Source organism: Actinocorallia sp. B10E7 (assembly GCF_039871655.1).
GTDB lineage: Bacteria > Actinomycetota > Actinomycetes > Streptosporangiales > Streptosporangiaceae > Actinocorallia.
Genome location: NZ_JBDPLZ010000004.1, coordinates 776307 through 801346, shown reverse-complemented (window position 1 = coordinate 801346; position 25040 = coordinate 776307). Strand labels below are relative to the sequence as shown.

Here is a 25040-nt window from a genome sequence, read left to right as displayed (position 1 = left end):
AGCCGGGGCCCCAAGAGAAGGATCAGCCGAACCGGGGGTCGTCGACGACCCAGTACCAGTTGTTGTCGGCGTTGGACAGGCGGAACTTGATCTTCGCGTTCTGCGCGCCCGCCGGGACGGCGGCGGTCAGGTTGACGACCCGGGACTTCGCGTCGGCGCTGTACTGCAGGAGCTGCTGGTCGGCTCCGCCGTCGAAGGAGATCAGGACGGTCGCGCGCTGGTTGCCCTCCTGCAGGTAGTGCGAGACGAACGAAACGGGCAGGGTGGTGCGGCCCGCGACGGGGACGTTCGGGGAGAGGAGCGTGGTGTTGTACGTGCCGGAGAAGGTCTTGTCGGCCCACTCGTCGCTCTCGGCGACGGCGAAGACACCGCGGGCGCGGACGTTGTTCTCGCGGTTCTGGCCGGTCTGGGTGGAGGTCCAGAACTCGTCGTCGGTGAGCGTCCAGCCGCGCCATTCGGTGACGCCACCGCTGCCCATGGAGCTGTTGTCGACGGTCCAGCCTGTCGGGAAGGACCGGGTCCAGCCCAACGTGGACGCCGGGATGCCGGTCTCGTCCTGGCGGGGCGCCAGCGACGACCACTTGGCGTCGAACGGGTCGGTGCTCGCGGTGAGGATCGACCGCCCGTCGAGGTTCGACGGCCTGGGCACGCCCAGGTAGTCCAAGACGGTGGCGGCGACGTCGACGTTCTTCGCCTTGATGGACGGCGACGACACCGGGACGCCGGACCCGGACGCGATGACGAACGACTGGCGTTCGAGCTTGCTGTTGCCGCCGTGGCCGCCCGTGTTGGTGTGGCCGTGGTCGGTCGTCACGATGTACAGCCACTCTTCGTTGGCGTAGTTCGGGCGGCTCTTGATGGAGTCGATGACCGCGCCGATGCGCGCGTCCGTCGACTGCAGCGCCTGCGCGTAGGCGGTGCTGGCCCCGCCGGAGTTGTGGCCTGCGATGTCGACCTCGCCGAAGTACACGAACGACGCGTGCGGGCCGTTGTTCTTGATGTAGGAAGCCGCGTCGTTCTGGATCTTCGTGTCCTCGGACGGGTAGCCGTTCGCGTCGCCGTTCAGGACGTACTCGCGGTCGAGGCCGCTGCCGATGATGTGGTCGCCGATCGGCTTCCAGTCGACGCCGGCGTAGGTGCCGAACGCGCTGTTGTCCGCCTCGACGATGTTCATGAAGCTGGGCGTCGAGGGCAGGGCGTTGCCGGTGAAGGAGTTATCGATCACCTTGTGCTTGTCCGGCCAGGTGCCGGTGAGGTTGGTGGACCAGCCCGGTCCGGAGAGCGTCTGCGCGAGCGGACTGGAGTACAGCCATGTCGGCGACGAGTAGCCCGTCGCGATGAGGTTGTCGATGGTCGGCAGGTTCAAGGACTGGATCTTGTCCCAGCGGGCGCCGTCGATGCCGAAGACGACGACGTGCCGGTTGCCGGGCGCGGCGGCGTTCGCAGGCGCGGTGGCCGGGACGGCGGCGGTGACGGAGCCGAGGACGGAGGCCGCGAGCAGGGCCAGGATGCGACGTCTCATGTCTTTTCCTTGGAGAGCGTGCGGAGGGGCGAGCGCCCACCGGAATTCGATCAACCCGGGTCTCCCGTGCCCACCCCCGCTGGGTCGATGGCCGCGATAGGCGCTCCCTATGGCCGCTGTTTCACCTGGCCACCGCCGTCCGCTCCGCCTCGGCGCCGCCTGGGGTTCACGGAGGATTCACGAGAAGGAACGGCCCGTCAGCTGATGGCGCGCAACCTCGCAGGCCAGGTGTGCATCGACTGGAGGAGTTCGATGAAAGCCTGCTCGGCGGGCCCGAGCAGGCGGTCCCTGCGGTGCGCCAGGACGATGGGCCTCGCCGAGGCGACGGGACGGGCGGACAGGAGCCGCTGCGCCGACTCCCCCTCGACGCAGTGCTCGGACACCACGGACACACCGAGACCGGCGGCGACCGACTGCTTGATCGTCTCCGAGCCCCAGATCTCCGTGGTGCGGACATCGCCGGCCAGGCCCCAGCGCTCCAGTAGCTCCTCCTGCTGGGCGCGGGTGGAGGAGCCCGGCTCGCGCAGCAGGAACCGCTCGCCGACGAGCCGTTCCTGGACCGGCTCCGGTCCGCTCGCCAGCGGGTGGCCCGGCGGCGTGATGAGGACCAGGCGGTCCTCCATGATCGGTCTGCCGACCAGCTGCGGGGCCCGCACCTCCCCGGCGATCACGGCCACGCCGATCTCCCCGTCGACGAGCCGCTTCTCGACCTGTTCGGCGTTGCCCGCAAAGATCCCCACCTCGATGCCCTCGTACCGGTCGCGGAACGCGGCGAGCGCAGGCGGCAGCAGGTGGCTGGCGACGGTGGTGGACCCTCCGACGACGAGGGTCCCGGTCTGCAGCCCGGACACCCGCCGGATCGCCGCGACGGCCTCGTCGGCCAGCAGGAACACCCGCCTGGCGTACTCCAGCAGCACCTCGCCCTCCGGAGTGAGCCGGATACGGGAGCCGGAGCGGTCGATGAGGACGGTGCGCAGCGACTGCTCCAGCTGCCTGACCTGGTGGGAGACCGAGGGCTGGGACAGGTAGAGCTTGCTCGCGGCGGCGGAGAACCCGCCGCACTCGACGACCGTCATGAAGATCCCCAACCGGTGCAGGTTCAGCTGCAAGACAGGACGCTCCTCAGGCATGGGGGACGACGCCGACACGGACGGCGGCGCCGCAGGCGGCCTCCTCGAGGGCCTGGTCGAGGTCGGCCAGCGGATGGGCGACACCGAACAGGTCTGCGAGCGGCCGGCGGGCGGTGGCCTCGGCCGACCAGGCGGCGGCCTCGGCGAGGTGGGCCGGGGTGTAGTTGTGGACGCCGCGGACGGTGAGCAGCCTCCGGACGACGTCCTGTGCCTCCCAGTCGAGCGGGGCGCCGGGCGACACGGTCCCTGCGAGCACGACGACGCCGCCGACGGCCGTCCGGCGCGGGGCGGCGCGGGCCGCCGCGGCGGCGCCGGACAGCTCCAGGTACACCTCGGCCTCCGGAGGCTCGGCGGTGGCGTCCAGCGCCGCCGCGGCCCCCATGGCCGGTGCCGCCGCGCGCCGCGACGCGTCCGGGTCGATCACTGTGACGGACGCGCCGCGTTCGGCCAGCATGGCCGTGGCCAGCAGGCCGAGCAGCCCGGCGCCGCACACCGTGGCCCTCCTGCCGGTCAGGTCCCCGAGTCCGGTGGTCCCGGCCGCGACGGCGGCCACGGCCGTAGCCGCCGCGCAGCCGATCGCCGCCGCCACGCCCGCCGGGAGGTCCTCCGGCACGACGGCGAGCGGGGTGCCTGCTCGGACGTGCAGGTGGCTCGCGTATCCGCCGTGGAGGGACTCCCCCGGGGCGTGCCCGTACTTGAACAGATGCGCGCATTTCTGCGGCAGGCCGCGGCGGCAGGCCGGGCAGTGCCCGCAGGCGGCGTAGATCCCGACGGCGACGCGGTCGCCCGGCGCGACGGACCGTCCGCGCACGTCCACCGGCGCGGGGCCGGGGCCGAGGTGCGCGACTCTGCCGACGGTCTCATGCCCGAGCACCATCGGCGCCGGGCCCGGACGGCGGCCGGAGACCGTGTGCAGGTCGGACCCGCACACCGTGGCCAGTTCGACCTCCACGAGCAGCTCGCCGGAGCCCAGCGCGACCTCCGGCACGCGGAGCGCGCGGTGCGCCAGGCCGACCCCCGGCCACAACATGGCGGTGGCGGGCGGGTCGAGCCGGATCGTGCGCGAGGGCGCGCTCATGCGGCGAGCCTCTTGCGGACGAACGAGCTGAGCATGTCCACCGCGACGACCAGGACGAGCACCATGAGGATGTAGGTGAGCATCTGGTCGAAGCGGAACAGCTGGATCGCCTGGTTGATGAGGAAGCCGATGCCGCCGGCGCCGACCAGGCCGAGCACCAGCGACGTGCGGACGTTGACGTCCAGCCGGTACAGCACGAGCCCGACGAGCTGGGGCAGGCAGGCGGGCAGCACGGCGTGCAGCACCACCTGGGACCTGCGTGCGCCCGCGATGCGCAGCGCCTGCGCGGGGCCGTCGTCGGTCTCCTCCATCGCCTCCGACCACAGCTTGCCCATCACTCCGGTGTTGTGGCAGACCAGCGCGAGGACGCCCGCGAACGGCCCGAGCCCCACGGCGGTGACGAAGATCAGGGCGAACACGACGTCAGGGACGGCTCGCAGGAACGACATGGTCGAGCGGGCGGCCTGGTACACGGCGGCGTTGCACCCGGTCGTCCGGGAGCCGAGGGCCGCCAGCACGATGGTGAACGGGAGGGACAGGGTCGTGCCGAGCAACCCGATCCACAGGGTGACCAGGCAGGCGTCCAGGCCGTCCCGGACGACCGGCGACCAGGTCAGGTCCGGCGGCAGCGCCTCGGACACGAACCGCGCCATGCCGTCCCAGCCCTCGGCGAGCATGCCGAGGTCCATGTCGGTGCCGATCCAGGCGGCCGTGTGCAGGGCCGCCAGGACGGCCGTGACCAGGACCGCGGTGACGACCTTCCGCGGGCTCGGCGGTCTCCTGGGCACGGCGAGGCGCCCTGGCGCGCGGCCGTGCGGCCGTCCGGGCGTGAGCACGCTCATGCGTTCCTCTCCTCTCCGGCGGGTCCGGCGGCGGGCTCCTGCGCCACGTACAGGGACGAGACCAGCTCCTGGGGGATCTCGTCCGCCGGGCCGGAGAAGACGATCCGGCCCTCGCGCAGCCCCACCAGCCGGTCGGCGTGGCGGCGGGCCAGCTCCGGCTGGTGCAGGACCGCCGCCACGGCGAGGGCCTCGCCGCGCGCCAGGTCGGTCATGACCCGCATGACGTTCTCCGCCGCGGACGGGTCGAGCGCGGAGACCGGCTCGTCGGCCAGCAGCACCGCCGCCCGCTGGCACAGCGCGCGGGCCAGCGCGACCCGCTGCTGCTGCCCGCCGGACAGCGCCGCGACCCGGTCGTGCGCCCGGTCGGCGAGCCCGACGCGGTCCAGGCACGCCATCGCCTCCTCGCGCAGGTCGCGCGGGAAGACGAGCGACGACCAGGACCGGCGCAGCGGCAGCCGCCCGAGCGCCCCGGCGCACACGTTGTCCAGCGCGGACCGGCGCCGGACGAGGTGGATCTGCTGGAACACCATGGCGACGCGGGTCCGGGCCCGGTCGGCCCGGTGCGAGCCGTCGAGCAGGTCTTCGCCGTCGACGCGGACCTGTCCCGCGTCCGGGCGCACCAGGCCGATCGCGCACTTCAGGGCGGTCGACTTGCCCGAGCCGTTGGCGCCGAGCAGGGCCACCACCTCGCCCGGCGCCACGTCCAGGTCGAACCCGGACAGCACGGTCCGGCCGCCGAACGCCTTGGACAGGCCGCGCACCGTCAGGGCGGAGCCGGGGGCGGGGGCGGACCCCGCCGGCGGGGTCCGCTGATCGCTGGTCGACATCACCGGGGGCCTACAGGTCCTTGTCGGTCAGGCCGAGGGTGTCGGCCAGGTCGAACAGCGGCTGGTAGGTCTGCTGGGTGACCGGGATCAGCGGGCCGGGCTCGACGTCGAGGTACGCGCCGACCTGGGCCACCTCCTGCGGGGTGAGCGAGGTCAGCGCCTCGGTGATGGCCTTCTTGAGCGCCGGGTCCAGGCTCTTGGCGACCGTGATCGGGTCGTTGGCGATCGGGTCGGAGGACCAGATCTGCTTGTACTCGGAGGTGTCGAACTTGCCCTCCTTGGTGGCGACGGCCAGCTGCTGCGTGTTGATCTCGGCCGCGTCGACCTTGCCGTACGTCAGCGCGAGCAGCGCCTGCGGGTGACCGCCCGCGTAGTTGATCTGGACGTCGGTGTCCTTCATGCCGGTCTTGCGGATGGCGTACCGGGGCAGGGCGTCCCCGGAGGTCGAGCCGGCCTCCGACAGGGCCAGCTTCTTGCCCCTGAGCCCGGCGACGTCGTTGATCGGGCTGTCCTTGGGCACCCAGATGCCCGCCTTGTAGGTGGACATGGAGCCGTCGGGGTTGCCGAACGTGACGACCGCCTCGGCACCCGAGCGCCGGGAGGCGAAGACGTACCCGAGCGGGCCGAACTGGCCGATGTCGAGCTTGCCGTTCTGCATGGCCAGTACCTCGGCCGAGTAGCCCTGCACGATCTGCACCTCGACCGGGCAGTTCAGCCTGGCCTCCAGCGCCTTGCCGAGCGCCTGGTAGGCGGGGGTGAGCTTGGCGGGGTCCTCGAACGGCTCCACGCCGAACCGGATCTTGCCGTTCGGGCAGGTGGACGACTTGTCGGCGGCGGTGGTCTCGGGCTTGTCGTCACCGCAGGCCGCGAGGCCGAGCGCGGTGAGCGGGACGAGGACGGCGGCGGTGAGAGCGAGCCGGATGCGGCGCATGAAAGGGACCTTTCGGGAATTTCGCCGGAGCGGACCGGAGGGAGGGTCGGGGTCGGGGGTCAGATCAGGGCGTCGAGGACGGCACCGGCCAGTCCGTGGGCGGTGGTCATCCCGATGCCGGAGGTGACGGACACGACGCGCACGCCGTCGGCCACCTCCCGGTCGAGGAAGTCGGCGGGGGCCGAGGCGTAGACGCCGTGCCAGCGCTTGCGCACCCGCAGCCCCGGCACGCCGAGCAGGCGGGAGCCCTCACGCAGCACCAGCTCGGCGAGCGCCTCGTCACCGAACGGCTCATGGGTCGGCGCGTAGTGGTGGGTGTCGCCGAGGACGATGTCGCCGTCCGGTCGCTGGGTGAACATCAGGTTGACGACGGCGTCGGCGAGCTCGGGGGATTCCCGCTCGACGCGGGCCCGCACCCGCTCCGCCGCCGGGAGGGAGGCGAACCCCCGGTAGCGCAGCAAGGAGAGGCCGGTCAGCACGCCCGGCCGCACCCGCACCTCTTTCGGCACGGCGACCTGCAGCATCTGCAGACGGCACCGGGTCAGCCCGGCGTCGTCGGCCACCTCGGGCAGCAGGCGGTCGACGTCGTGCCCGACCGCGACGACGGTGCGGGCCGCGCGGACGTCGCCCCGGGTCGTGCGGACCAGTCCCGGCTCGACCGCCAGCACGTTGGTCCGCCACGTGATCGGCACGCCCTGTTCGGCCAGCCAGCCGGACACCGCCGGGATCACCTCCCGCGGGTCGACCCGCAGGTCGAGAGGGAGGTACGCGCCGCCGACCACCGCGGAGTCATGCGCGGGCAGGTGGGTGGCCACGCCGGCGCGGTCCAGCAGCACGACCTGGTCCGGCCCTCGGACGGCCGCGAACTCCTCCAGCACGGTCAGCTCGTCCGGCCGCCGGGCGACCACGACGGTCCCGCATTCCAGAGCCGTGAAGCCGGCCTTCTCGGCCAGCCACAGCCACCGTTCCCGGGCGGCCAGCGCATAGGCGAGCGCGGTTCCGTCCTGCGCGGTCGTGCAGATGTGCCCGAAGTTCCGCACCGAGGCTCCCACCGCGAACGCGTCGCGTTCCACGACCGCGACCGACAGGCCGCGCAGGTGAGCCTCGACGGCGTGGGCGAGGCCGACGACGCCCGCGCCGACCACGAGGAGGTCGACCGGGGAACTGGGGAGAGCGCTCGGCTCCGGCAGGCTGGTCACGGCGAGAAGGCTGCCCACCGAGATCGACGGCCGTCAACATGTGGAGCCTTCTTGTACAGACAAGTTTAGAAGCCGTTCACCTGGTTAATTGAGCCTTCTTTCCCCCGTTGACACAGCTCGGCCTCGAACTTGTATGTTCATCTCATGCCGCCCGAACCCCTGCATGCCAGAGTCGCCGGAACGCTGCGCGGACGGATCGTCGACGGCACTCTGCCGGTCGGCGGGCCGCTGCCTTCGGAGGCGCAGCTCGCCGAGGAGTTCGGCGCCTCCCGGGGCACGGTCCGCCAGGCGCTGTCGGCGCTGCGCAACGAGGGCCTCATCGAGGGCGGCCAGGGTCGCCAGCCGGTCGTCAGCCGCCAGCCGATGGGCCAGCCGTTCGAGACCTTCCTGTCGTTCACCGCGTGGGCCGAGCAGTCCGGCCACCGCCCCGGCCAGCACACCATCGAGGTCGCCCGGCGCGGCGCCGGGGTCACCGCGGCCGCCGCGCTCGGCCTGCGGCCCGGCGACCCCGTGGTGGACGTGCTGCGGCTGCGACTGATCGACGGCCATCCCGTCATGCTGGAGCGCAGCTCGTTCGTCCTCGACCTGGGCATGCTGCTGTTCGAGTTCGACCTCGACGCCGGATCCATCTACGCGGGCCTGACCGCCCGGGGCGCGGACCTCGCGGTGGCCACCCACACCATCGACGCGATCGCGGCGCCCGCCCACGACGCCGACCTGCTCGAGGTCGAAGAAGGAAGCCCCCTGCTGCGCGAGCGCCGCACCACCAAGACGAGCGACGGCCGTCCCGTCGAATACGCCGACGACCGCTACCGCCCCGACCGCGCGACCTTCACCATCGCCAACGCCCGGACGCAGCGGCTGGCTGTCGTCCGTGACATGTCCGACCCAGGAGGACCCTCGTGACCACGACCACCGACCGCCCCGGCCCTCGGACCGCCCCCGCGTCGCGGCCGCCCGCGTTCGAGTTGGCCGCCCTCGACATGGCGGGCACCACCGTGCAGGAGGGAGGCGCCGTGTACCGGGCGGTCGCCCAGTCCGTCGAGGCCCGCCTGGGCCGTCCCGTCCCCGAGGCGGTGCTGCGCCGCTGGACGGGCACGAGCAAGGACGAGGCCATCGCGGGGCTGCTGACCGAGCTGACCGGCTCGGCCCCCGCCGAGGCGGTCGAGGAGGTCTACGCCGACTTCGCCGCCCGCCTCGGCGCCGCGTACGCGGCGAGCCCGCCGGTGCCCGTCCCCGGCGCGGCGGAGGCCATCGCCGGGCTGCGCGCGGCGGGCGTCAAGGTCGTCCTGCAGACCGGCTACTCCCGCGACATCGCCGAGTCCATACTCGACGCCCTGGGCTGGACCGTCGGCGGCACCGTCGACGGCCTCGTCTCCAGCGACGAGGTCCCGGTCAGCCGCCCCGCCCCGTACCTCGTCTTCCGCGCGATGGAACTCGCCCGCGTCACCGACGTCGCCCGCGTCCTCACCGCCGGCGACACCCCCAACGATCTGGCCGCCGGCCGCAACGCGGGAGCGGGCTTCGTCGCGGGCGTCCTCACCGGCGCCGCGACCGCCGTCGAACTGGGCCGGCACCGCCACACCCACCTGCTGGACTCGGTCGCCGACCTTCCCTCCCTCCTGTAAGGCCCGCCCGCACCCCGGGGCCTCCCTCTCCGCGCCCCTCAGACCAGGGAGGGCAGCCCGTCCGCCTGCTCGACCAGGAAGTCGCGCAGCTGCGGCGGCCACAGGGGCAGGCTCTCGAAGGACTTCGCCGCGCACGGGAGACGCTCGAGGTCGTACCCGCCCCGGGTCGGGTCGTCGAATTCCGGGCCGCAGCGCAGGGACAGGTCCATCGACTCCAGCCGGCACAGGAAGAACCGGTGGACGTAGTCGGCCCCGGGACGGTGCTCGGTGTAGGTGAAGACACTCCGCAGCGGCCCGGCCGTCGCGCCGAGTTCCTCCAGCAGTTCCCGGCGCGCCGCCGCCTGTATGTCCGGGTCATCCGGTTCGACCTTGCCGCCGGGCGTCGTCCAGTACGGGGCGACGCCCGGCGGCGTCCGCCGGAACAGCAGCAGGTCGGCGCCGTCCAGCACCAGGGCCCGGGCCTTGCGGACGGTCGGCCGGGCGGGGGGCGTCACCCCGCGCAGCACGAATCCCTCGGTGAAACCGCCCCGCTCGGCGGCCTTGGCCGCCCGGACCCGCTCCAGCTCCCCCGTCCCGCAGCCGATCTCGTCGGCGAGCGCCAGCACGACCTCCAGCAGGTCCGCCAGTTCGGACGGCGAGGGGTCGGCGGCGAACTCGTCGGCCTCCTCGTAGAGCTTGGCCAGCAGCAGATCCCGCAGCCTGTCCCGTTCGGCGACGTACACGTCGGGTTCTTTGCCCGCCTCCCGCATGAGCTGCGGAATCAGGTCACGGACGAGCTTCTTTCTGCGGGCGCTGTAGGCATCAGGCATCGGCAGGGGCACTTTCTCTTCGGTTTTTATCAGTTGAGGCTAAATTTGTGAGCTGCGACACGTGGTAGGTTCCGCACCGAACTGGATTCGGGAGGTCCCTTGTACCGTGTCGCCGTCACCGGAATGGGCATCAAGAGCCCGGCGGGAAGCACCATCGAGGAAGCCTTCTCGACGGTCCTGTCGGGTAAGTCCATGGCGATTCACCTGCCCGAACTGCTCGACGCCGGGGTCCCGGTGACCTTCGGCTGCCCGGTGAACGGGTTCGCTCCCGAGGAGTACTTCCCCCCGCACCGGCTGCGCCACCTCGACCGGCCCACCCGGCTCGGCGTCGCCGCCGCGGCGGACGCCTGGACCGACGCCGGGCTGGACGAGCCGGGCGAGCGGCCCGCCGAGCAGAGCAGAAGCGGCACCTACGTCGGGACGGGCGGCGCGCACATCGCCTACACCGCCGACCTGGGCACCGTGCCCCGCGAACGCCTCCCGGTCGCCTCGGTACCGATGATCATGCCGAACGCGACGGCGGCGCGCATCTCCATCCGGCACGGGCTCCAGGGACCCTGCCTGACGTTCAGCTGCGCCTGCGCCAGCGGAGCGGTCGCGCTCGGAGAGGCGATGACGGCCATCCGGTACGGACGGATCGACCGTGCGATCGCCGGCGGGGTGGAGGCGATGCTCACCCCGTTCGCGGTCGCCGCCTTCGCCCGCATCAGCGCCCTGTCCCGGCGTAACGAGGCTCCCCACGAGGCGTCCCGCCCCTTCGACCGGGACCGCGACGGGTTCGTGATGGCCGAGGCCGCCGCCTTCCTGGTGCTGGAACGCGCGGACCTCGCCGAGGCCCGGGGCGCGCGCGTCTACGGCGAGCTCGCCGGTTACGCGGCGGGCGCCGACGCCGGGCACATCGTGCAGCCGCTGGAGGACGGCCGGGTCGCCGCGCGGACGATGCGGGCGGCCCTGGACGACGCCCGCCTGGCCCCCTGCGACATCGGCCACGTGAACGCCCACGCCACGGCCACCATCCACAACGACCGGGCCGAGGCCCGAGCCATCGAGAGCTGCTTCCCGGCGGGATCTCCGCCGGTGACCGCCACCAAGGGCGTCACCGGCCACCTGCTCGGCTCGGGCGGGGCGGTCGAAGCGGTCTTCGCGCTGCTGTCCGCCCGCTCCGGGCTGGTCCCGCCGACCGCCAACTTCGCCGGCGGCCCGGACGCCGACCCGATCGACGTCGTCCACGGCGAACCCCGGCGCATCTCCCCCGCGCCCGTCCTATCCAATTCCTTCGGATTCGGCGGTCACGACGCCACCCTGATCCTCGTCCCCGCGTGACCCCGGTACGGCGGGGACAGGACCCGTCATGGAGTAAGGGGACGGCTCTTATCCGCCGTTTATGCTTGAACCTTCAAGATGATCCTTGAGTCTTCAAGCAACCCCGATCCGGACGGAGACCAGATCGCGCATGAGCCGCTCCCTGAAGACATGGATCATCGGCGGCGTGGCCGCCCTGCTGCTGGCGTTCGTCGTGGCGCCGTTCGTCTACACCCGCTTCCTCGCGGACGACGCCCCCGAGAAGCTGAGCGTCGGTACCGCCGCCTCCCCCGAGGCCGCCGGTGAGTCCGCCTCCGCGGACGGCGCGTGGAAGGTCGCCTCCGGCTCCCAGGCCGGATACCGGGTCAAGGAGGTCCTCTTCGGCCAGAGGGTCGAGGCCGTGGGCCGCACCGACCAGGTCACCGGCACCCTGACGATCAGCGGCACGTCGGTGGGCGAGGGTTCCTTCACCGTCGACATGGCGAGCGTCAGGAGCGACAAGGACCAGCGCGACGGCCAGTTCCGCGGCCGCATCATGGACACCGCGACCTATCCCACGTCGAAGTTCACCCTGACCGAGCCCATCGAACTCGGCTCCTTGCCGGCCGTCGGCTCTCGGACCAAGGCCGAGGCCACCGGCGAACTGACCCTCAAGGGCGAGAGCAACAAGGTCGCCTTCGAGGTCACCGCCTCCCGCACCGCGGCCGGCTCCTTCGAGGTCAGCGGCCAGATCCCGGTGCGGTTCACCGACTACGGCATCTCCAACCCCGGCTTCCCCGGCATCGAGGTGGAGGACGACGGCATGGTGGAGTTCCTGCTGAAGTTCACCCGCTGACCCCTCCGAGCGGCCGGTTCAGGCCTCAGTCGTCGGCGTCGGCGAACGCGTCGTGATCCGTCCAGTCCGTGACGTCGCCACGGGCCGTGTTCACTCCGGCGATTCCCACCGCGACCCCGGTCAGCGCCGCGAAGGCGGCGGCCCCGGCGACACCGGCCATGATCCTGCGCCCTGTCATCTTCTTCTTCCTTCCAGCGAACCGACTCCACAGTGACGCAGATCACCGCAAGTGTCAACGATCTTCGCCAGACCGTAACCCTCCACACCAGATAGTGAAATTTATAGAGTTATCACTCTAACCCCCCTCTGATTCGGAGCCGTAGTGCACACCGTCACCCGCTTGACGACGCTCCCCACCGCTCTGCTGCTCGCCGCCGGCCTGTCCTCCCCCGTCCGGGCGGCGCCCGCGCCCTCCCCCGTCGCCAGGACGCTCGACGTGCCGGGCGCATGGACCGCAGAGCGGATGCGCCGGGCCGAGGCCCATCCCCGGGACCTGCCCGAGCGTGCGGCGAAGGTCCGGCCCGCGAAGCCCGCGAAGACGCCTCCGATCACCAAGGCCGTGATCGCCAAGGGACACCGCAAGGCGCCTCTCAAGCAGATCGGCCGGCTCTACATCACCGGCGAGGACGGGCGCGTCGCCACCTGCACGGGCACGGTCGTCAACTCCGCGTATCCCAAGAAGGGCAAGGGCAACGGCAGTGTCCTGCTCACCGCGGCGCACTGCCTCCAGGACCCCGACGACGGCTGGAACGCCCGGTCCCTGGTCTTCGCCCCCGACCTGGACAAGGAGGCCACCCCCCACGGGCTGTGGAACGGGTACCGGACGCTGATGTGGTCCCCGTGGGTGGACCGGGCCGACCCGGCCTTCGACTACGCCTTCGTCGCCATGTCCAGGCGCTCCTCGGGCACCATCCAGAAGAAGACGAGCGGGCAGAGCCTGCGCTTCGGCGCGAAGAAGACCCGGGTGTGGCTGCGGCTGTACGGCTATGCCGTCGAGCACTACCCCCGCAACCAGGACTACCCCGAGAACGGCACCGTCCTGCGCATGTGCAAGGGACGGACGGTCCCCGCCACGCTCGGCGGAGACCGGTTCTCCTCCCTGAAGTGCGACATGTCCCACGGAGCCAGCGGCGGGCCGCTCATCACCGACCTGAAGAAGTCGGGGTACGGGCGGGTCGTCGGGGTGATCAGTTTCCGGAAGCAGGGCGCGGCCAGGCTCTACAGCCCGCTCTTCGACAGGTGGACCAGGGAGCTCTTCTTCAGGATCCGCACCGTGCGGGTGCCGGCCCAGGAGGCGCCGCAGGACGTCGTCCGCGCACCGTGAGCCTCACAGCACCCGGAAGATGATCCCCGCCCGCTGGAGACGGTCGACCAGCGCCTGTCCCATGGCCTGCGCCGTGGTGACCTGGCCGGCGGTCTCCGGAAGGTCGTCGTGCAGGAGGCACAGCGCGGACTCGGCGAGCATCTTGGCGGTCTCGGTGTAGCCGGGGTCTCCCCCCGCCACCTCGGTGTTCACCGTCCGGCCGCCCCCTTCGCCGTGGAAGCGCACCCTGAACCAGTTCCTGGCGCGTTTCTCCGCAGAGGGCCCCTCGCCCGGCTGCTGCCGCAGCATCTCGAGCAGCCCGCCGTCCCCCGCGAGGCTGCCGCCCCTGGTCAGCGCGAGGAAGTGGCCGTAGGTGAAGTCGGGCCCGTACCGCTCCAGCGCCCGCGCGCTGCGGACGACCACCTGCGGGTCGAGGGTGGGCAGCGGAACGGCGAACCCGCCGCGCAGACGGGTGTGCGGAAGGAGGCTGCGGGAGATCCTGGCGCGGCGGCCCTCCGGCAGGTGCTCCATTCGGGAGCGCGCCCGTGCGGCGCGCAGCCCGGTGAGCGGATCGAAGATGACGCCCTTGGCCGACTCGATGGTGCCGCCCGACGCGCTGCCGCTGGCGCTCACGAACCCCTCGACGCGCAGCGGCACGCCCTCGGGCAGGTGCTGGACGGTGTAGAAGACCCCTAGGTCGTGCGGGATCGAGTCGAACCCGCACGCGTGGACCAGGCGGGCCCCCGACTCCAGCGCGCGGTGGTGGTGGCGCACGTACATCAGGTCGACGAACGCGGGCTCGCCGGTGAGGTCGAGGTAGTCGGTGCCGTTGAGGGCGCACGCCTCGACCAGCGGCTCGCCGTACCGCAGGTAGGGGCCGACGGTGCTGATGACGGAACGGCTGCTCCGGGCCATCTCCTCCAGGGAGGCGGGGTCCTCGGAGTCCGCGTGCAGCAGCGGGACGTCCACGCCGAGCCGCTCGCGGACCGCCTCCAGCTTGGCGCGGTTGCGCCCGGCCAGCGCCCATCGCGTCTCCCCGGCGTTCGCGGCGAGGTACTCCGCGGTGAGTCCTCCGGTGAAACCGGTCGCTCCATACAGAACCGCGTCGTACTCGCGTTCCATGCGATTTCCTTCCCATTGCCCCCAAGTTCTATTGACACAATATCCATCAAGGCAGCTCGAGGAACATCTCCCTCACCCTCTCCCTCAGCGCAGGACCAGCGGTCGCCACGGGGATGCCGAGGCGTCAGGTTCCGGCCAGGAGCGTGTCGGGTGACGAAAGCGCGGTTACCCTGGAGACGCGGCGGACACCCTCTCGTGCCGTCCTGGTGTGGGGAGACGACAGATGCCGGAGCCTCGGCTGGAGTTCGCGCAGAAGGCCTTCATCGTGGACCACGACCGGGTGCTGCTGGTCCGCAAGTCCTCCTCGGACCCGCACCATCCGGGCTGCTGGGAGGTGCCGGGCGGGCGCCTCAAGGTCTCCCAGGACGACGACCTCGACGACCACATCCGCCGCGAGGTCTACGAGGAGGTCGGGCTGCGGGTCGACCCCGGTCCCCCCTTCCACCTGTGGGACTGGTGGATGCCCGACGGGCCCGGAGAGGACGTGCGGGTGGTCGCCGTGGCCCGCACCTGCCAGCCGGTCGGGGGGCTCTCCGTCACCGACGAGCACCGGGCCCCGGACGACCACCTCGGCGAGGCCGCCTGGGTGCCGGTCCGCGAACTGGGGGACTACGACGTCATCCCCAGTCTCAAACCCGTACTGGAACACTTCCGCGCCGATCTGGCATGACCCCGGCCCGCTGGCTCGGCTCCCCGCCGGAGCCGAGGTTCACGCTGACCGTCCTGGGCGACGTGCGGATCGAGCTGCGCGCCCGGATCCCCGCCCGGTTCACCGGCATGGACACCGACCGGCTGGTGTACGCGCCCCTGCGGCCCCTCGTCGCCGGCACGGCCGTCAACTTCGCCAGGAACGCCCGCGAGCACTTCAAGCACATCGGGATCCTCGGCCGGGTCGGGGACGACTCCTTCACCCCCGTCATCCGCGCGGCCCTGCGCGACCTGGGGGTCACCGACCTGCTGTACGCCGACCCCGAGCAGGAGAACGGCTGCGCGGTCATGCTCCGCGACCCCGGCGCCCGCCTTCTCGTCGCCGGAGAGCGGGCCCCGCGCCTCACCTCCGACGACGTCCGCGCCGGGCGGGCCGCCATCGCCGCCTCGGACCTGCTGGTCGCCGACGGCTACGCGCTCCTGGAGGAACGGTCCCGCGCCGCCCTGCTGGAGGCCATGGCACTGGCCCGCTCCCACGGCACCCCCGTCGCCTTCGACCTGGTCCCGCACGACCTCCCCGACCGGCTCTCCCTCTCCGGCGTCCTGCCCGCCCTGGAGCTCGCCGACGTCGTCATCACCGAGGTGCCCACCCTCGCCGGCCTGCTGGAGGAGGACGCGCCCCTGCCCGGGCGGCTCGACGGCCTCACCGGCCACGACCCCCTGTGGCTGCTGCGCGACGGCCCCACCGCGTTGGAGCACGTGCTGGCCTACCGGCGCGGGCGGCTGCGCCTGGACTACCCCACCGGTTTCCGCTCGGGAGTCACCGAACGCACCGGTTTCGGCGACCGGCTGACCGCCAGCGAGCTCTACTGGTGGCTGTCGAACCGTTAGCGCGGCGCGAGGGCCTCGACCGTGGCCTGGAACCGCTCGCGGCTGTCGGGCAGGCCGAACAGCTCCTGCCAGCGCCAGACGGGCGAGCCGTCGAGCACCGCGCCGCGCAGGAACTGGCCGGGCAGCACGTCGGCCGGATACACCCGCTCGCCGACCAGCACGTAGGAGCGCCCCCGTCCGTGGAGCGCGCTCAGGGTCTCGTGGCTCGCCGTGCTCCCGGTGAGGCCCGCGGCCTCTGCCGCCGCGCGCACCCGGCCGTCCAGCTCCCCGGAGTCGGGCAGCAGATGCAGATGGAAGTGGTCGACGCACGCGCCCCCGCCGCCCGGGACCGCCGGGCCGTGCTCCAGCGCCAGGACGCCGGGATGCCCGTAGGCGCGGGAGTACCAGTCCGAGACCTCGGCCCGCCACCGCGCCACCCGCTCCCACAGTGCGGGCGGCAGCTGCCCGCCGCACTGCCAGTGCCGTTCGCTGACCAGCAGCAGATGCCCCTCGACGAGCGGCGCCAGGTCGGGCGTCAGATAGAAGTCGGAATCGCACGCCAGCACCGCCGGAGGGAGCTCCGCCATGTGGTTGAGCCGGAAGCGCAGCGGCGGGCAGAGCACGCAGTCACGCAAGGTCTTCTCCTCGCACGCCGTTTTTTCCCACTCTTTGAAGCCGTCATGTCACCATGTGCATCCTCATCGTAGGGCGAGACAGCGAAGAGTCATGGATATTTGACCAAACGGCACCGGGGGGAAAGATAATCACTACCCGAGACGATCGACCATCGAGGGCGGTACCGGCCGCCGGAGCGGAGCGCGATGATCCTCGACATTCGCGACCTCCAGCATCATCTGTCCCTCTCCGTCGAGACGCTGCGCGACCACTACCGCCCCCTCGCCGACTCCTCCGGAGGCTGGTACCACGAGCTCGGCGGGGAGCCCGGCGCCACGGCGACCGCGCTGGCGCTCGCCTGCTTCGCCGCCTGCGGGGAACCGCCCGACCACCTGGACCAGGCGCTGCGCTTCCTGCGCGAGCACCAGCAGGAGGACGGCGGATGGCCCACCCGCACCAGCGGGAGCCAGGCGGTCGTGGAGGCGACCGGATGGATCACCTGGGCCCTCGCCCGCGTGCGCTGCGACCTGCGCGAGAGCTCACCCGACCTGTACCGCGCCACCCGCTGGCTGATCGCCCAGCAGAACCCCGACGGCGGCTGGGGCTCGATGCGCGGCGCGCCTTCCCGGGTCTGGCTGACCTGCCTGGCCCTGCGCGCCCTCGGCGAACTCGACCCGCACGCGGAGGCCGTCACGGACGGGGTGCGCTGGCTGCTGGACCGGCGCGTCACCGAGCCGGTGAGCCAGGCCCGGGTGTGGGGCCAGAACAGCGGTGAGCGAGGCCCCACCGTCACCCACACCGCCTTCGCCCTCATCACCCTGGCCGAGCTGCGCCCGAACGATCTGCCCCGGCACCTGCCGGCCTTCGCGTGGCTCACCCGGCGGCTGGCGATGGACCCCGGCAACCAGCACAAATGGATCGAGACCTACACCGTCGTCCCCGAGAACGGCGGCGCGTGGCGGCTCAACCTGTGGCACTACGGCCTGCCGCTGGCGCTGACCGCGCTGCTGCACCACCCCGACGGCCCGCCGGTGGCGCAGGTCGGCCCCGCCCTGGAACGCATCCTGGAAGTCAGCCCCGGCAGCCACATCTGGGGCGACCACACCCAGCCGGGCGGGCTTCCATCCCTGTGGAGCCTGTGGTGGTCGCTCCAGGCCGTCACGCACGTGTACCGTCAGCCGCTCTTCCGCCCCGACGACCTCGTCGTCTGGCTGCGGGACGCCGTCGTCATCCGCCGGGGCCCGGCCCGCCGCAAGCCGCTCTTCTCCCTGGCTCCGGCGCTGTGGACGGCCGGGATCTCCCGCCTCCTGCGGCGCTACTGGGCGTACGCCGCCCTGGTGCTCCTGTGCGCCCTGATCGGCGGAGGCGTCCTGGCCGGCTGGTGGGACGGCGAGGTCTTCTGGGTGGGGCTGGTCATCCCCCTGGCGCTGATCCCCCTTCAGGAGGCCTTCAAGTCCCGGACCTGATCCCCCGGTCGGCGAAGGACCCGGCCGGGAGGCCTCAGGCGGAGTCCGCTTCGCGCAGGCGGCGGGCCAGTTCCGCCTCCCCGGCGGCGCGCATGGCCTCCACCGGGACGTCCGTGCGGCCGGTCATCAGCGTCACCTGGCGGACCGCCTGGTGCAGCAGCATGGCGTAGCCGCTGACGACCGTGCCCCCGCGGGCCAGGACGGCGCGGGCCAGCGAGGTCGGCCACGGCGAGTAGACCACGTCGAAGACGGGGACGCCGGCCTCCGCGACCGGACCGGTGAACGGCAGGGCGCCGTCACCGGGGAGGGTCGAGACCACCAGGTCGGTGTCGAGCAGGCCGGGGAGTTCCTCGAGGGTCGCGATCCGCGTCTTCAGCCCGAAGCGCTCGCCGACCTCGGCCGTCTGGGCCGCCCGCGCGGGCGTCCGGACGGCCAGCGTCGCCCTCGTGGCGCCCAGCTGCGCCGCCGCGGCGAGCATCGACGCGGCCGTGGCTCCGCCGCCGAGCACGACGAGTTCGTCCAGCCCGGTCACGCCGCCCTCCGCGAGAGCGGTGACGATGCCGTAGACGTCGGTGTTGTCGCCCACCCAGCGGCCGTCACGCGGGATGAGCGTGTTCGCTCCCCCGACCTTCACCGCCAGCTCGCTGCACTCGTCCGCCAGCTTCAGCGCCGTGCGCTTCAGCGGCATCGTCAGGGACAGGCCCGCCCACGGCTCGGCGAGGAACCCGGCGAGCCCGTCCTCCCCGCACTCGTGGATCTCGTACGTCCAGTCGTCCAGCCCCAGGGCCGCGTAGGCGGCCCGGTGCAGGACGGGAGAGAGGGAGTGCCGGATCGGCGAGCCGAGGACGGCCGCGCGGCGGGTCACTCGCGATTCTTCTCGAGCCGCTTGTCGAACTTCTTCTGTCTCACTCACTCTTTCCCCTTGACCGGCGTGCCCGGCGGGTTGCCGGTCAGCCGCTCGGAGTCCAACGCCGCCTGCAGCAGGACCGTCGCCGCGGCCTGGTCGATGACGCCGCGTTGGTTCTTGGCCTTGGTACCGCCGGCCCGCAGACCGCTGGCGGCGGTCACGGTCGTGAGACGCTCGTCATAGAGACGCACCGTGCCGAAGGGGAGTTTGAGTGCCAATCTCCTGGCGAAGGCCCGAGCCGCGGAGGCCGCCTGGCCCTCCTTGCCGGACAGGTTCGTCGGCAGGCCGACGATGATCTCCAAGACTTCGTGTTCGGCGGCCAGGGCGAGGATCCGGGCGGCATCGCCCCGGCCCGCACGAACGGTCTCCAAGGGGGTGGCCAGGATGCCGGCCGGATCGCTGCGGGCCACGCCTATCCGGACGCTGCCCACATCGACGGCCAGCCGCACACCCTGTCTCACTCGGCTCCCACCGCGTGTTCCACCACGTTCAACGCTTCGGCGATCTTACCGGCGTCGGCACCGCCGCCCTGGGCGAGATCGTCCTTTCCGCCGCCACCACCGCCGAGCGTCCTGGCGGCCAGCGACACCAGCTTTCCGGCCTTGCGGCCGAGTTCCCTGGCCCTCTCGTCGACCGCGATGACGACGACCGGACGGTCCTTCGGCACACCCGCGATCATGACCACGGAGGGCCGGCCCTGGATCCGGGAGCGCACATCCACGGCGAGCTTGCGCAGGTCGTCCGCGCCGGTGCCGTCGGGCGCGCGATGGCCCACGAAGGCGATGCCGTTCACGTCCCTGGCGCCTTCGGCCAGCCCCGCCGAGGCGGCCAGCACCTGCTCGGCCCGCAGCCGCTCCAGGTCCTTCTCCGCCTCCCGCAGCCGGGTCACCAGGCCCGAGATCCGCTCGGGCAGCTCCTCGCGGCGCGCCTTCATCTGGTCGGACAGCTGGGCCACCAGCACGCTCTCGCGGGCCAGGAAGCGGAAGGCGTCCATGCCCACCAGCGCCTCGATACGGCGCACCCCGGCGCCGATGGAGGACTCGCCCAGCAGCTTGATCAGGCCGAGCTGGCCCGAACGGCCCACGTGGGTGCCGCCGCACAGCTCGCGGGAGTAGTCGCCGACCTCGACGACCCGCACCTCGTCGCCGTACTTCTCGCCGAACAGCGCCATCGCGCCCATCGCCACCGCCTCGGTCTGGCTGGTGGTGAACGCCCTGACCTCGAGGTCGTTGATCAGGACCTCGTTGACCTCGGCCTCGACGTCGCGCAGCACCGACGGCGGGACCGCGCCGGAGGCGGTGAAGTCGAACCGGAAGCGGCCCGGAGAGTTCTCCGAGCCGGCCTGCGCGGCCGACTCGCCCAGCGCCGCCCGGAAGCCCTTGTGGACCATGTGGGTGGCGGTGTGCGAACGGGAGATCGCCCTGCGGCGGTTCACGTCGATCTCGGCCAGCACGGTGTCGCCGGAGCGGGCCAGGCCTGAGCGCACCCTGCCGCGGTGCACGGTGAGCCCGGTCAGCGGCGACTGCACGTCAGTGACCTCGACCTCGGCCCCGCCCAGGAACCTGATCACGCCGTGGTCGGCGAGCTGGCCGCCGCCCTCGGCGTAGAACGGGGTGCGGTCGAGCACGACCTCGACGTCGGTGCCCTGCGCGGCCTCGGCGACGTTCGCGCCGTTGACCAGGATGCCGACGGCCCGCGCCTCGGCGGTGAAGTCCTGGTAGCCCAGGAAGTCGATCGCGCCGCCGACCTGCTCGAGCAGGTCGCCCAGCACCGAGACGTCGGCGTTGCCGGTCTTCTTCTCCTGGGCGTCGCGCTTGGCCCGCTCCCGCTGCTCGGTCATGAGCCGGCGGAAGCCCTCCTCGTCGACGCTCAGGCCCTGCTCGGCCGCCATCTCCAGGGTGAGCTCGATCGGGAAGCCGTAGGTGTCGTGCAGCTTGAAGGCGTCCGCGCCGCCGACGACCTTGCGGCCGGAGCTCCTGGACTCCTGCACGGCCACGTCGAAGATCGACTCGCCGGTGCGCAGGGTCCGGGAGAAGCTCTCCTCCTCGGCGTCGATGACGGTGTGGATGTTGGCGGCGGTGCGGACCAGCTCGGGGTACTGATCGCCCATCGCCGCGATCGCGGTGGCCGTCAGCTCGTGCATCAGCCCGCGCTCCTGGCCGCCCAGCAGCCGCAGCTTGCGGACCGCCCGGCGCAGGATGCGGCGCAGCACGTAGCCGCGGCCCTCGTTGGAGGGCAGGATGCCGTCGGCGACCATCATCATGCCCGAGCGCACGTGGTCGGCCACGACGCGCAGCGACACGTCGTCGCCCGCGTCCGCGCCGTAGCGCGAGTTCGTGAGCTGCGCCGCGCGGTCGAGGACCTTCCACATGGTGTCGGTCTCGTAGATGTTGTCGACGCCCTGCAGCAGCGCGGCCATGCGCTCCAGGCCCATGCCGGTGTCGATGTTCTTGGCCGGGAGGTCGCCCACGATGTCGAAGTCGGTCTTGCTGCGCACCTTGCCGAGCTGGTACTGCATGAAGACCAGGTTCCAGACCTCGAGGTAGCGGTCCTCGTCGGCCTCGGGGCCGCCCTCGCGGCCGTGCTCGGGGCCGCGGTCGTAGTAGATCTCCGAGCAGGGGCCGCCCGGTCCGGGGACGCCCATGTGCCAGAAGTTGTCGGCCAGGCCGCGGCGCTGGATGCGCTCCAGCGGGACGCCGACGTTCTTGTGCCAGATCTCGGCGGACTCGTCGTCGTCGTGCAGGACGGTGACCCAGAGCTTCTCCTCGGGGAAGCCGAAGCCGCCGTCGGCCTGCGAGCGCGTGAGCAGCTCCCAGGCGTAGGGGATCGCCTGCTCCTTGAAGTAGTCGCCGATGGAGAAGTTGCCCAGCATCTGGAAGAAGGTGGCGTGCCGGGTGGTCTTGCCGACCTCCTCGATGTCCGGGGTCCGCACGCACTTCTGGCAGCTGGTCATGCGCTTGGCCGGCGGGGTGCGCTGGGCCAGGAAGTAGGGCTTGAACGGAACCATGCCGGCGGGCACCAGCAGCAGTGTCGGGTCCTCGGCGATGAGGCTCGCCGAGGGCACCACGGTGTGCCCGTTCTGCTCGAAGTACCGCAGGTATCGGCGGGCGATCTCAGCCGACTCCATGTGTTCCGTCCTTGATGTCGTCGATTGCTTTGGTGTCGTGGTCTTGTATGGGCCGCACCTGGAGGATCCGGATCGGCCGGTTCCGGCGGGGATCCACCGGAGGCTCCTGGTCCAACCGGATGGCCTCGTTCAGCTCGGCCTCTCGCTCGGCCATGTTCAGCCGCACCTCCTCGGCGAAGGCGCGCAGCCGGTCGCCGGTGGTGCTCCCGGTCTTCACCGCGTTCTCCACGGCGCGGACCGCGAGGTTCTCCGGGGCCAGGCTGCGGGCGAAGCGCATCGCCCTGCGCTGGGCGTACAGGGCGGTTCCCGCCCCGACGGTGAGCCAGAAGAGCCGTTTCATCTGCGGCCTCCCCTTCGCTGGGACGGCAGCTGCGGCCGGGCCGGAGCCTCGGGACGGCCGAGCGCCTTGCGCACCCCGTAGGAGAACGCCGCGGCCTTCACCAGCGGGCCGCCGACCACCGACGTCACCACGGTGGTGACCGCCGAGACGTTCTGGCTCACCCCCGCCATCTGCTTGGTGATCACGTCGGTGCGGTCGAGCTGTTCGCCCGCCTGCTCCACCGTGCGGGCCAGGTCCTCCAGCAGCGGGGCCGCCTGGTCCCCCAGCTCGGCGACCAGCTCGGTGGTCTCCTTCAGCAGCCGGGACAGCTTCAGCAGCACCAGCGCCAGGAAGGAGACCAGGATCGCCCAGAAGACGGCAATGATGAGACCTGCGAGCTGTCCACCAGTAAGCATCCGGGTCTTCCAATCGGGTTCGGGAGCCCACGCAAGGGGCGACGGGGCGGCGTTTCCGCCGGGTCCGTGTCCACGGACCCTATCGCGAGAGGGCTGCTCAGGCTGCGACCCGAAGGCCGGTCACCGAACCCTCTCCAGCCTAACGGCCCTTGAGGACCATTCTGATGCGCTCCAGCACCTCGCTCCACCGGGTTTCCGCGCCGTGCCTGGTCGGCCGGTAGTAGCGCCGCCCCTCCAGCTCGTCGGGGGCGTACTGCTGCGCGACCACCCCACCAGGATGATCATGCGCGTAGAGGTAGCCCTTGCCGTGGCCCAGCTTCTCGGCCCCCCGGTAGTGGGCGTCCCGCAGGTGGTGGGGGACGTGACCGACGACACCCCGCCGCACGTCCGCCATGGCCTCGTCGATGGCGGTGATCACCGCGTTGGACTTGGGCGCCAGCGACAGGTGGACCACCGCCTGGGCCAGGTTGATCCTGGCCTCGGGCAGGCCGACGTGCTCGACGGCGTGGGCGGCGGCCACGGCCGTCTGCAGGGCCGTCGGGTCCGCCATGCCGATGTCCTCGCTGGCGTGGACGATCAGCCGCCTGGCGATGAACCTGGCGTCCTCACCCGCGACGATCATCCGGGCGAGGTAGTGCAGGGCCGCGTCCACGTCACTGCCCCTGATGCTCTTGATGAACGCGCTGACCACGTCGTAGTGCTGGTCGCCGTCGCGGTCGTAGCGGACGGCGGCACGGTCGACGGCCTTCTCCAGGACGTCCACGGTGATCTCGCCGTCGACCGCGACCAGGGCGGCGGCCTCCAGGTAGGTCAGGGAGCGGCGCGCGTCCCCTCCGGCGAGCCTGACGAGGTGGTCCTCCGCCTCCCCGGTCAGTACCGCCTTGATGCCCCGTTCGTCCGTCAGGGCGCGTTTCAGAACCGCACGGACCTCGTCGTCGCCGAGGGGCTGGAGGGTCAGCAGCAGCGAACGGGACAGCAGGGGGCTGTTGACCGAGAAGAACGGGTTCTCGGTGGTCGCGCCGATGAACGAGACCCAGCGGTTCTCCACCGCGGGGAGCAGGGCGTCCTGCTGCGCCTTGTTGAACCGGTGGACCTCGTCGACGAACAGCAGCGTCTGCCGCCCGGTCATGCCCAGCTCCCGCTTGGCCTGGGCGATGGCCTCCCGGACCTGCTTCACCCCGTCGGAGACCGCGGAGATCTCCACGAAGCGGCGGCGCGAGGCCTGGCTGATCACGGTGGCCAGGGTGGTCTTGCCGGTGCCCGGCGGCCCCCACAGCACCAGGGACATCGGGGCGTCCCGTTCCACGAGCTGCCGGATCGGCGTCCCCGGGCCGGTGAGGTGCTCCTGCCCGACGACCTCCTCCAGGGTCCGGGGGCGCATCCGGACGGCCAGGGGCTCGTTCGCCTTCTGGGCGTCCTCCGCGGGAACGTCGAACAAGCTGTCCATAAGGTGACACTATCCGGCGCAGTCCAGAAGCGGCGTTGTGGTTGACAGAGCGGCCGGAACGGGAGTGACCTTGTCCCTCATGACACGGGAACCCAGCGGATACGAGCGCGCCCTCGACCTGTTCGAGGGCGTCGTCGTCGGCGTGCCCGAGAACGCCTGGAGCCTCCCGTCGCCGTGCGAGGGCTGGACCGCCGGGGACCTGCTCGGCCATGTGATCGGCGGCCAGCTGGAGATCATCGCGCTGGTCGGGCGCGAGGAGCCCCCGGACGCGGCGGACGCCCCCGGACGGCTGGTGGGGCCCGACCCGGTGGCCTCCTGGCGGCGGGCCAGGGCCGCCTGCGCCGCCGCCCTCACCCCCGAGGCCCTGGCCACCCCCATCCCCTTCGGCGGGTTCGGCGAGCTCCCCCTGCGCGACCTGCTCGACACCTACGTGCTGGAGTTGCTGGTCCACGCCTGGGACCTGGCCCGTGCCGCCGGGCTGCCGGTGCGCCTGGACCCCGACCTCGTCCACCGGGCCTCGGCCACCGCCCAGGTCATCGGCACCACCATGCGCAAGGAGGGGCTCCTCGGCCCGGCGCTGACCCCGCCGCGCGGCGCGGGCGAGCTCACCCGGCTGCTGGCCTTCCTGGGCCGGGACGAGGGCTCCTTCCCCGAGCGGGCCTCTGGATGAGGGCCCGGGAAAGCCGGAACCCGCGTG

26 protein-coding genes are annotated in these 25040 nt (G+C 72.0%); 9 read left to right on the top strand and 17 right to left on the bottom strand.

Going from position 1 to position 25040, the window contains the following annotated elements:
- Positions 1–22 precede the first annotated feature (22 nt).
- The 7 genes from ABGB12_RS17625 to ABGB12_RS17595 form a co-directional block, all read right to left on the bottom strand.
- Positions 23–1522 carry an alkaline phosphatase family protein gene (locus tag ABGB12_RS17625; protein ID WP_347679134.1) on the bottom strand — a complete coding sequence of 500 codons (1500 nt, stop codon included), beginning with the start codon at positions 1520–1522 and terminating at the stop codon, positions 23–25.
- Positions 1523–1719: 197 nt separating this feature from the next.
- Positions 1720–2631 carry a LysR family transcriptional regulator gene (locus ABGB12_RS17620; RefSeq protein ID WP_347679132.1) on the bottom strand — a complete coding sequence of 304 codons (912 nt, stop codon included), beginning with the start codon at positions 2629–2631 and terminating at the stop codon, positions 1720–1722.
- Positions 2632–2644: 13 nt separating this feature from the next.
- Positions 2645–3730, bottom strand: coding sequence for an alcohol dehydrogenase catalytic domain-containing protein (locus ABGB12_RS17615; RefSeq protein ID WP_347679130.1), 1086 nt, complete (start codon positions 3728–3730; stop codon positions 2645–2647).
- Positions 3727–4572 (bottom strand): phosphonate ABC transporter, permease protein PhnE, encoded by an 846-nt coding sequence (phnE, locus tag ABGB12_RS17610; protein ID WP_347679128.1) that lies wholly within the window; start codon positions 4570–4572, stop codon positions 3727–3729. Before phnE ends, ABGB12_RS17615 begins: the two co-directional genes overlap by 4 nt.
- On the bottom strand, positions 4569–5399 hold the full coding sequence (locus ABGB12_RS17605) for a phosphonate ABC transporter ATP-binding protein (protein WP_347679126.1): 831 nt from the start codon (positions 5397–5399) through the stop codon (positions 4569–4571). The genes phnE and ABGB12_RS17605 overlap by 4 nt, the downstream gene beginning before the upstream one ends.
- A gap of 10 nt (positions 5400–5409) precedes the next feature.
- Entirely contained in the window at positions 5410–6330 is a 921-nt protein-coding gene (locus ABGB12_RS17600) for a phosphate/phosphite/phosphonate ABC transporter substrate-binding protein (RefSeq protein WP_347679124.1), read from the bottom strand.
- Between the two features lie 59 nt (positions 6331–6389).
- Positions 6390–7529, bottom strand: a complete 1140-nt coding sequence (locus ABGB12_RS17595) for a TIGR03364 family FAD-dependent oxidoreductase (protein WP_347679122.1) — start codon at positions 7527–7529, stop codon at positions 6390–6392.
- A 144-nt stretch (positions 7530–7673) separates the two neighbouring features.
- On the opposite strand from ABGB12_RS17595, the gene ABGB12_RS17590 reads away from it, so the two are divergent.
- Complete coding sequence (locus tag ABGB12_RS17590; RefSeq protein ID WP_347679120.1) at positions 7674–8435, top strand: GntR family transcriptional regulator; 762 nt, start codon at positions 7674–7676, stop codon at positions 8433–8435.
- Entirely contained in the window at positions 8432–9157 is a 726-nt protein-coding gene (locus tag ABGB12_RS17585) for a phosphonatase-like hydrolase (RefSeq protein ID WP_347679118.1), read from the top strand. The genes ABGB12_RS17590 and ABGB12_RS17585 overlap by 4 nt, the downstream gene beginning before the upstream one ends.
- A 38-nt stretch (positions 9158–9195) precedes the next feature.
- Here ABGB12_RS17585 and ABGB12_RS17580 read toward each other — a convergent pair whose 3' ends face one another.
- On the bottom strand, positions 9196–9966 hold the full coding sequence (locus tag ABGB12_RS17580; RefSeq protein WP_347679116.1) for an NUDIX domain-containing protein: 771 nt from the start codon (positions 9964–9966) through the stop codon (positions 9196–9198).
- A gap of 99 nt (positions 9967–10065) precedes the next feature.
- Between ABGB12_RS17580 and ABGB12_RS17575 the strand changes: the two genes are divergently transcribed.
- Both ABGB12_RS17575 and ABGB12_RS17570 read left to right on the top strand, forming a co-directional pair.
- Positions 10066–11289: a beta-ketoacyl-[acyl-carrier-protein] synthase family protein gene (locus ABGB12_RS17575; RefSeq protein WP_347679114.1), complete on the top strand. Its 1224-nt coding sequence runs from the start codon at positions 10066–10068 to the stop codon at positions 11287–11289.
- A gap of 130 nt (positions 11290–11419) precedes the next feature.
- Positions 11420–12103 carry a YceI family protein gene (locus tag ABGB12_RS17570; protein ID WP_347679112.1) on the top strand — a complete coding sequence of 228 codons (684 nt, stop codon included), beginning with the start codon at positions 11420–11422 and terminating at the stop codon, positions 12101–12103.
- A gap of 25 nt (positions 12104–12128) precedes the next feature.
- Here ABGB12_RS17570 and ABGB12_RS17565 read toward each other — a convergent pair whose 3' ends face one another.
- Positions 12129–12281 carry a hypothetical protein gene (locus ABGB12_RS17565; RefSeq protein WP_347679110.1) on the bottom strand — a complete coding sequence of 51 codons (153 nt, stop codon included), beginning with the start codon at positions 12279–12281 and terminating at the stop codon, positions 12129–12131.
- Between the two features lie 162 nt (positions 12282–12443).
- Here ABGB12_RS17565 and ABGB12_RS17560 point away from each other — a divergent pair, with 162 nt between their 5' ends.
- Positions 12444–13427 (top strand): serine protease, encoded by a 984-nt coding sequence (locus tag ABGB12_RS17560; RefSeq protein WP_347679108.1) that lies wholly within the window; start codon positions 12444–12446, stop codon positions 13425–13427.
- Between the two features lie 3 nt (positions 13428–13430).
- Here the strand turns inward: ABGB12_RS17560 and ABGB12_RS17555 are convergent, their stop codons facing one another.
- The gene (locus ABGB12_RS17555) at positions 13431–14528 is read right to left on the bottom strand and encodes a saccharopine dehydrogenase NADP-binding domain-containing protein (protein WP_347679106.1); all 1098 of its coding nucleotides are present in this window, start codon (positions 14526–14528) and stop codon (positions 13431–13433) included.
- 223 nt (positions 14529–14751) lie between these two features.
- On the opposite strand from ABGB12_RS17555, the gene ABGB12_RS17550 reads away from it, so the two are divergent.
- Both ABGB12_RS17550 and ABGB12_RS17545 read left to right on the top strand, forming a co-directional pair.
- On the top strand, positions 14752–15198 hold the full coding sequence (locus tag ABGB12_RS17550) for an NUDIX domain-containing protein (protein WP_347679104.1): 447 nt from the start codon (positions 14752–14754) through the stop codon (positions 15196–15198).
- Complete coding sequence (locus ABGB12_RS17545) at positions 15195–16067, top strand: carbohydrate kinase family protein (protein WP_347679102.1); 873 nt, start codon at positions 15195–15197, stop codon at positions 16065–16067. Before ABGB12_RS17550 ends, ABGB12_RS17545 begins: the two co-directional genes overlap by 4 nt.
- Here ABGB12_RS17545 and ABGB12_RS17540 read toward each other — a convergent pair.
- The gene (locus ABGB12_RS17540; RefSeq protein ID WP_347679100.1) at positions 16064–16681 is read right to left on the bottom strand and encodes a hypothetical protein; all 618 of its coding nucleotides are present in this window, start codon (positions 16679–16681) and stop codon (positions 16064–16066) included. The genes ABGB12_RS17545 and ABGB12_RS17540 overlap by 4 nt on opposite strands.
- 186 nt (positions 16682–16867) lie before the next feature.
- On the opposite strand from ABGB12_RS17540, the gene ABGB12_RS17535 reads away from it, so the two are divergent.
- Positions 16868–18127, top strand: a complete 1260-nt coding sequence (locus tag ABGB12_RS17535; protein ID WP_347679098.1) for a prenyltransferase/squalene oxidase repeat-containing protein — start codon at positions 16868–16870, stop codon at positions 18125–18127.
- Positions 18128–18161: 34 nt separating this feature from the next.
- Here the strand turns inward: ABGB12_RS17535 and ABGB12_RS17530 are convergent, their stop codons facing one another.
- From ABGB12_RS17530 to ABGB12_RS17505, 6 genes are all read right to left on the bottom strand, one after another.
- Positions 18162–18992, bottom strand: a complete 831-nt coding sequence (locus tag ABGB12_RS17530) for a shikimate dehydrogenase (RefSeq protein ID WP_347679096.1) — start codon at positions 18990–18992, stop codon at positions 18162–18164.
- 44 nt (positions 18993–19036) lie between these two features.
- The gene (ruvX, locus tag ABGB12_RS17525) at positions 19037–19495 is read right to left on the bottom strand and encodes a Holliday junction resolvase RuvX (RefSeq protein WP_347679094.1); all 459 of its coding nucleotides are present in this window, start codon (positions 19493–19495) and stop codon (positions 19037–19039) included.
- Entirely contained in the window at positions 19492–22161 is a 2670-nt protein-coding gene (alaS, locus tag ABGB12_RS17520) for an alanine--tRNA ligase (RefSeq protein WP_347679092.1), read from the bottom strand. The genes ruvX and alaS overlap by 4 nt, the downstream gene beginning before the upstream one ends.
- Positions 22148–22501 carry a DUF6167 family protein gene (locus tag ABGB12_RS17515; RefSeq protein ID WP_347679090.1) on the bottom strand — a complete coding sequence of 118 codons (354 nt, stop codon included), beginning with the start codon at positions 22499–22501 and terminating at the stop codon, positions 22148–22150. The genes alaS and ABGB12_RS17515 overlap by 14 nt, the downstream gene beginning before the upstream one ends.
- Positions 22498–22896, bottom strand: a complete 399-nt coding sequence (locus tag ABGB12_RS17510) for a DUF948 domain-containing protein (RefSeq protein ID WP_347679088.1) — start codon at positions 22894–22896, stop codon at positions 22498–22500. The genes ABGB12_RS17515 and ABGB12_RS17510 overlap by 4 nt, the downstream gene beginning before the upstream one ends.
- A gap of 139 nt (positions 22897–23035) precedes the next feature.
- Positions 23036–24343 (bottom strand): replication-associated recombination protein A, encoded by a 1308-nt coding sequence (locus ABGB12_RS17505; RefSeq protein WP_347679086.1) that lies wholly within the window; start codon positions 24341–24343, stop codon positions 23036–23038.
- A 79-nt stretch (positions 24344–24422) separates the two neighbouring features.
- Between ABGB12_RS17505 and ABGB12_RS17500 the strand changes: the two genes are divergently transcribed.
- A complete protein-coding gene (locus ABGB12_RS17500; protein WP_347679084.1) occupies positions 24423–25013 on the top strand; it encodes a TIGR03086 family metal-binding protein in 591 nt (196 codons plus the stop codon).
- Positions 25014–25040 lie beyond the last annotated feature (27 nt).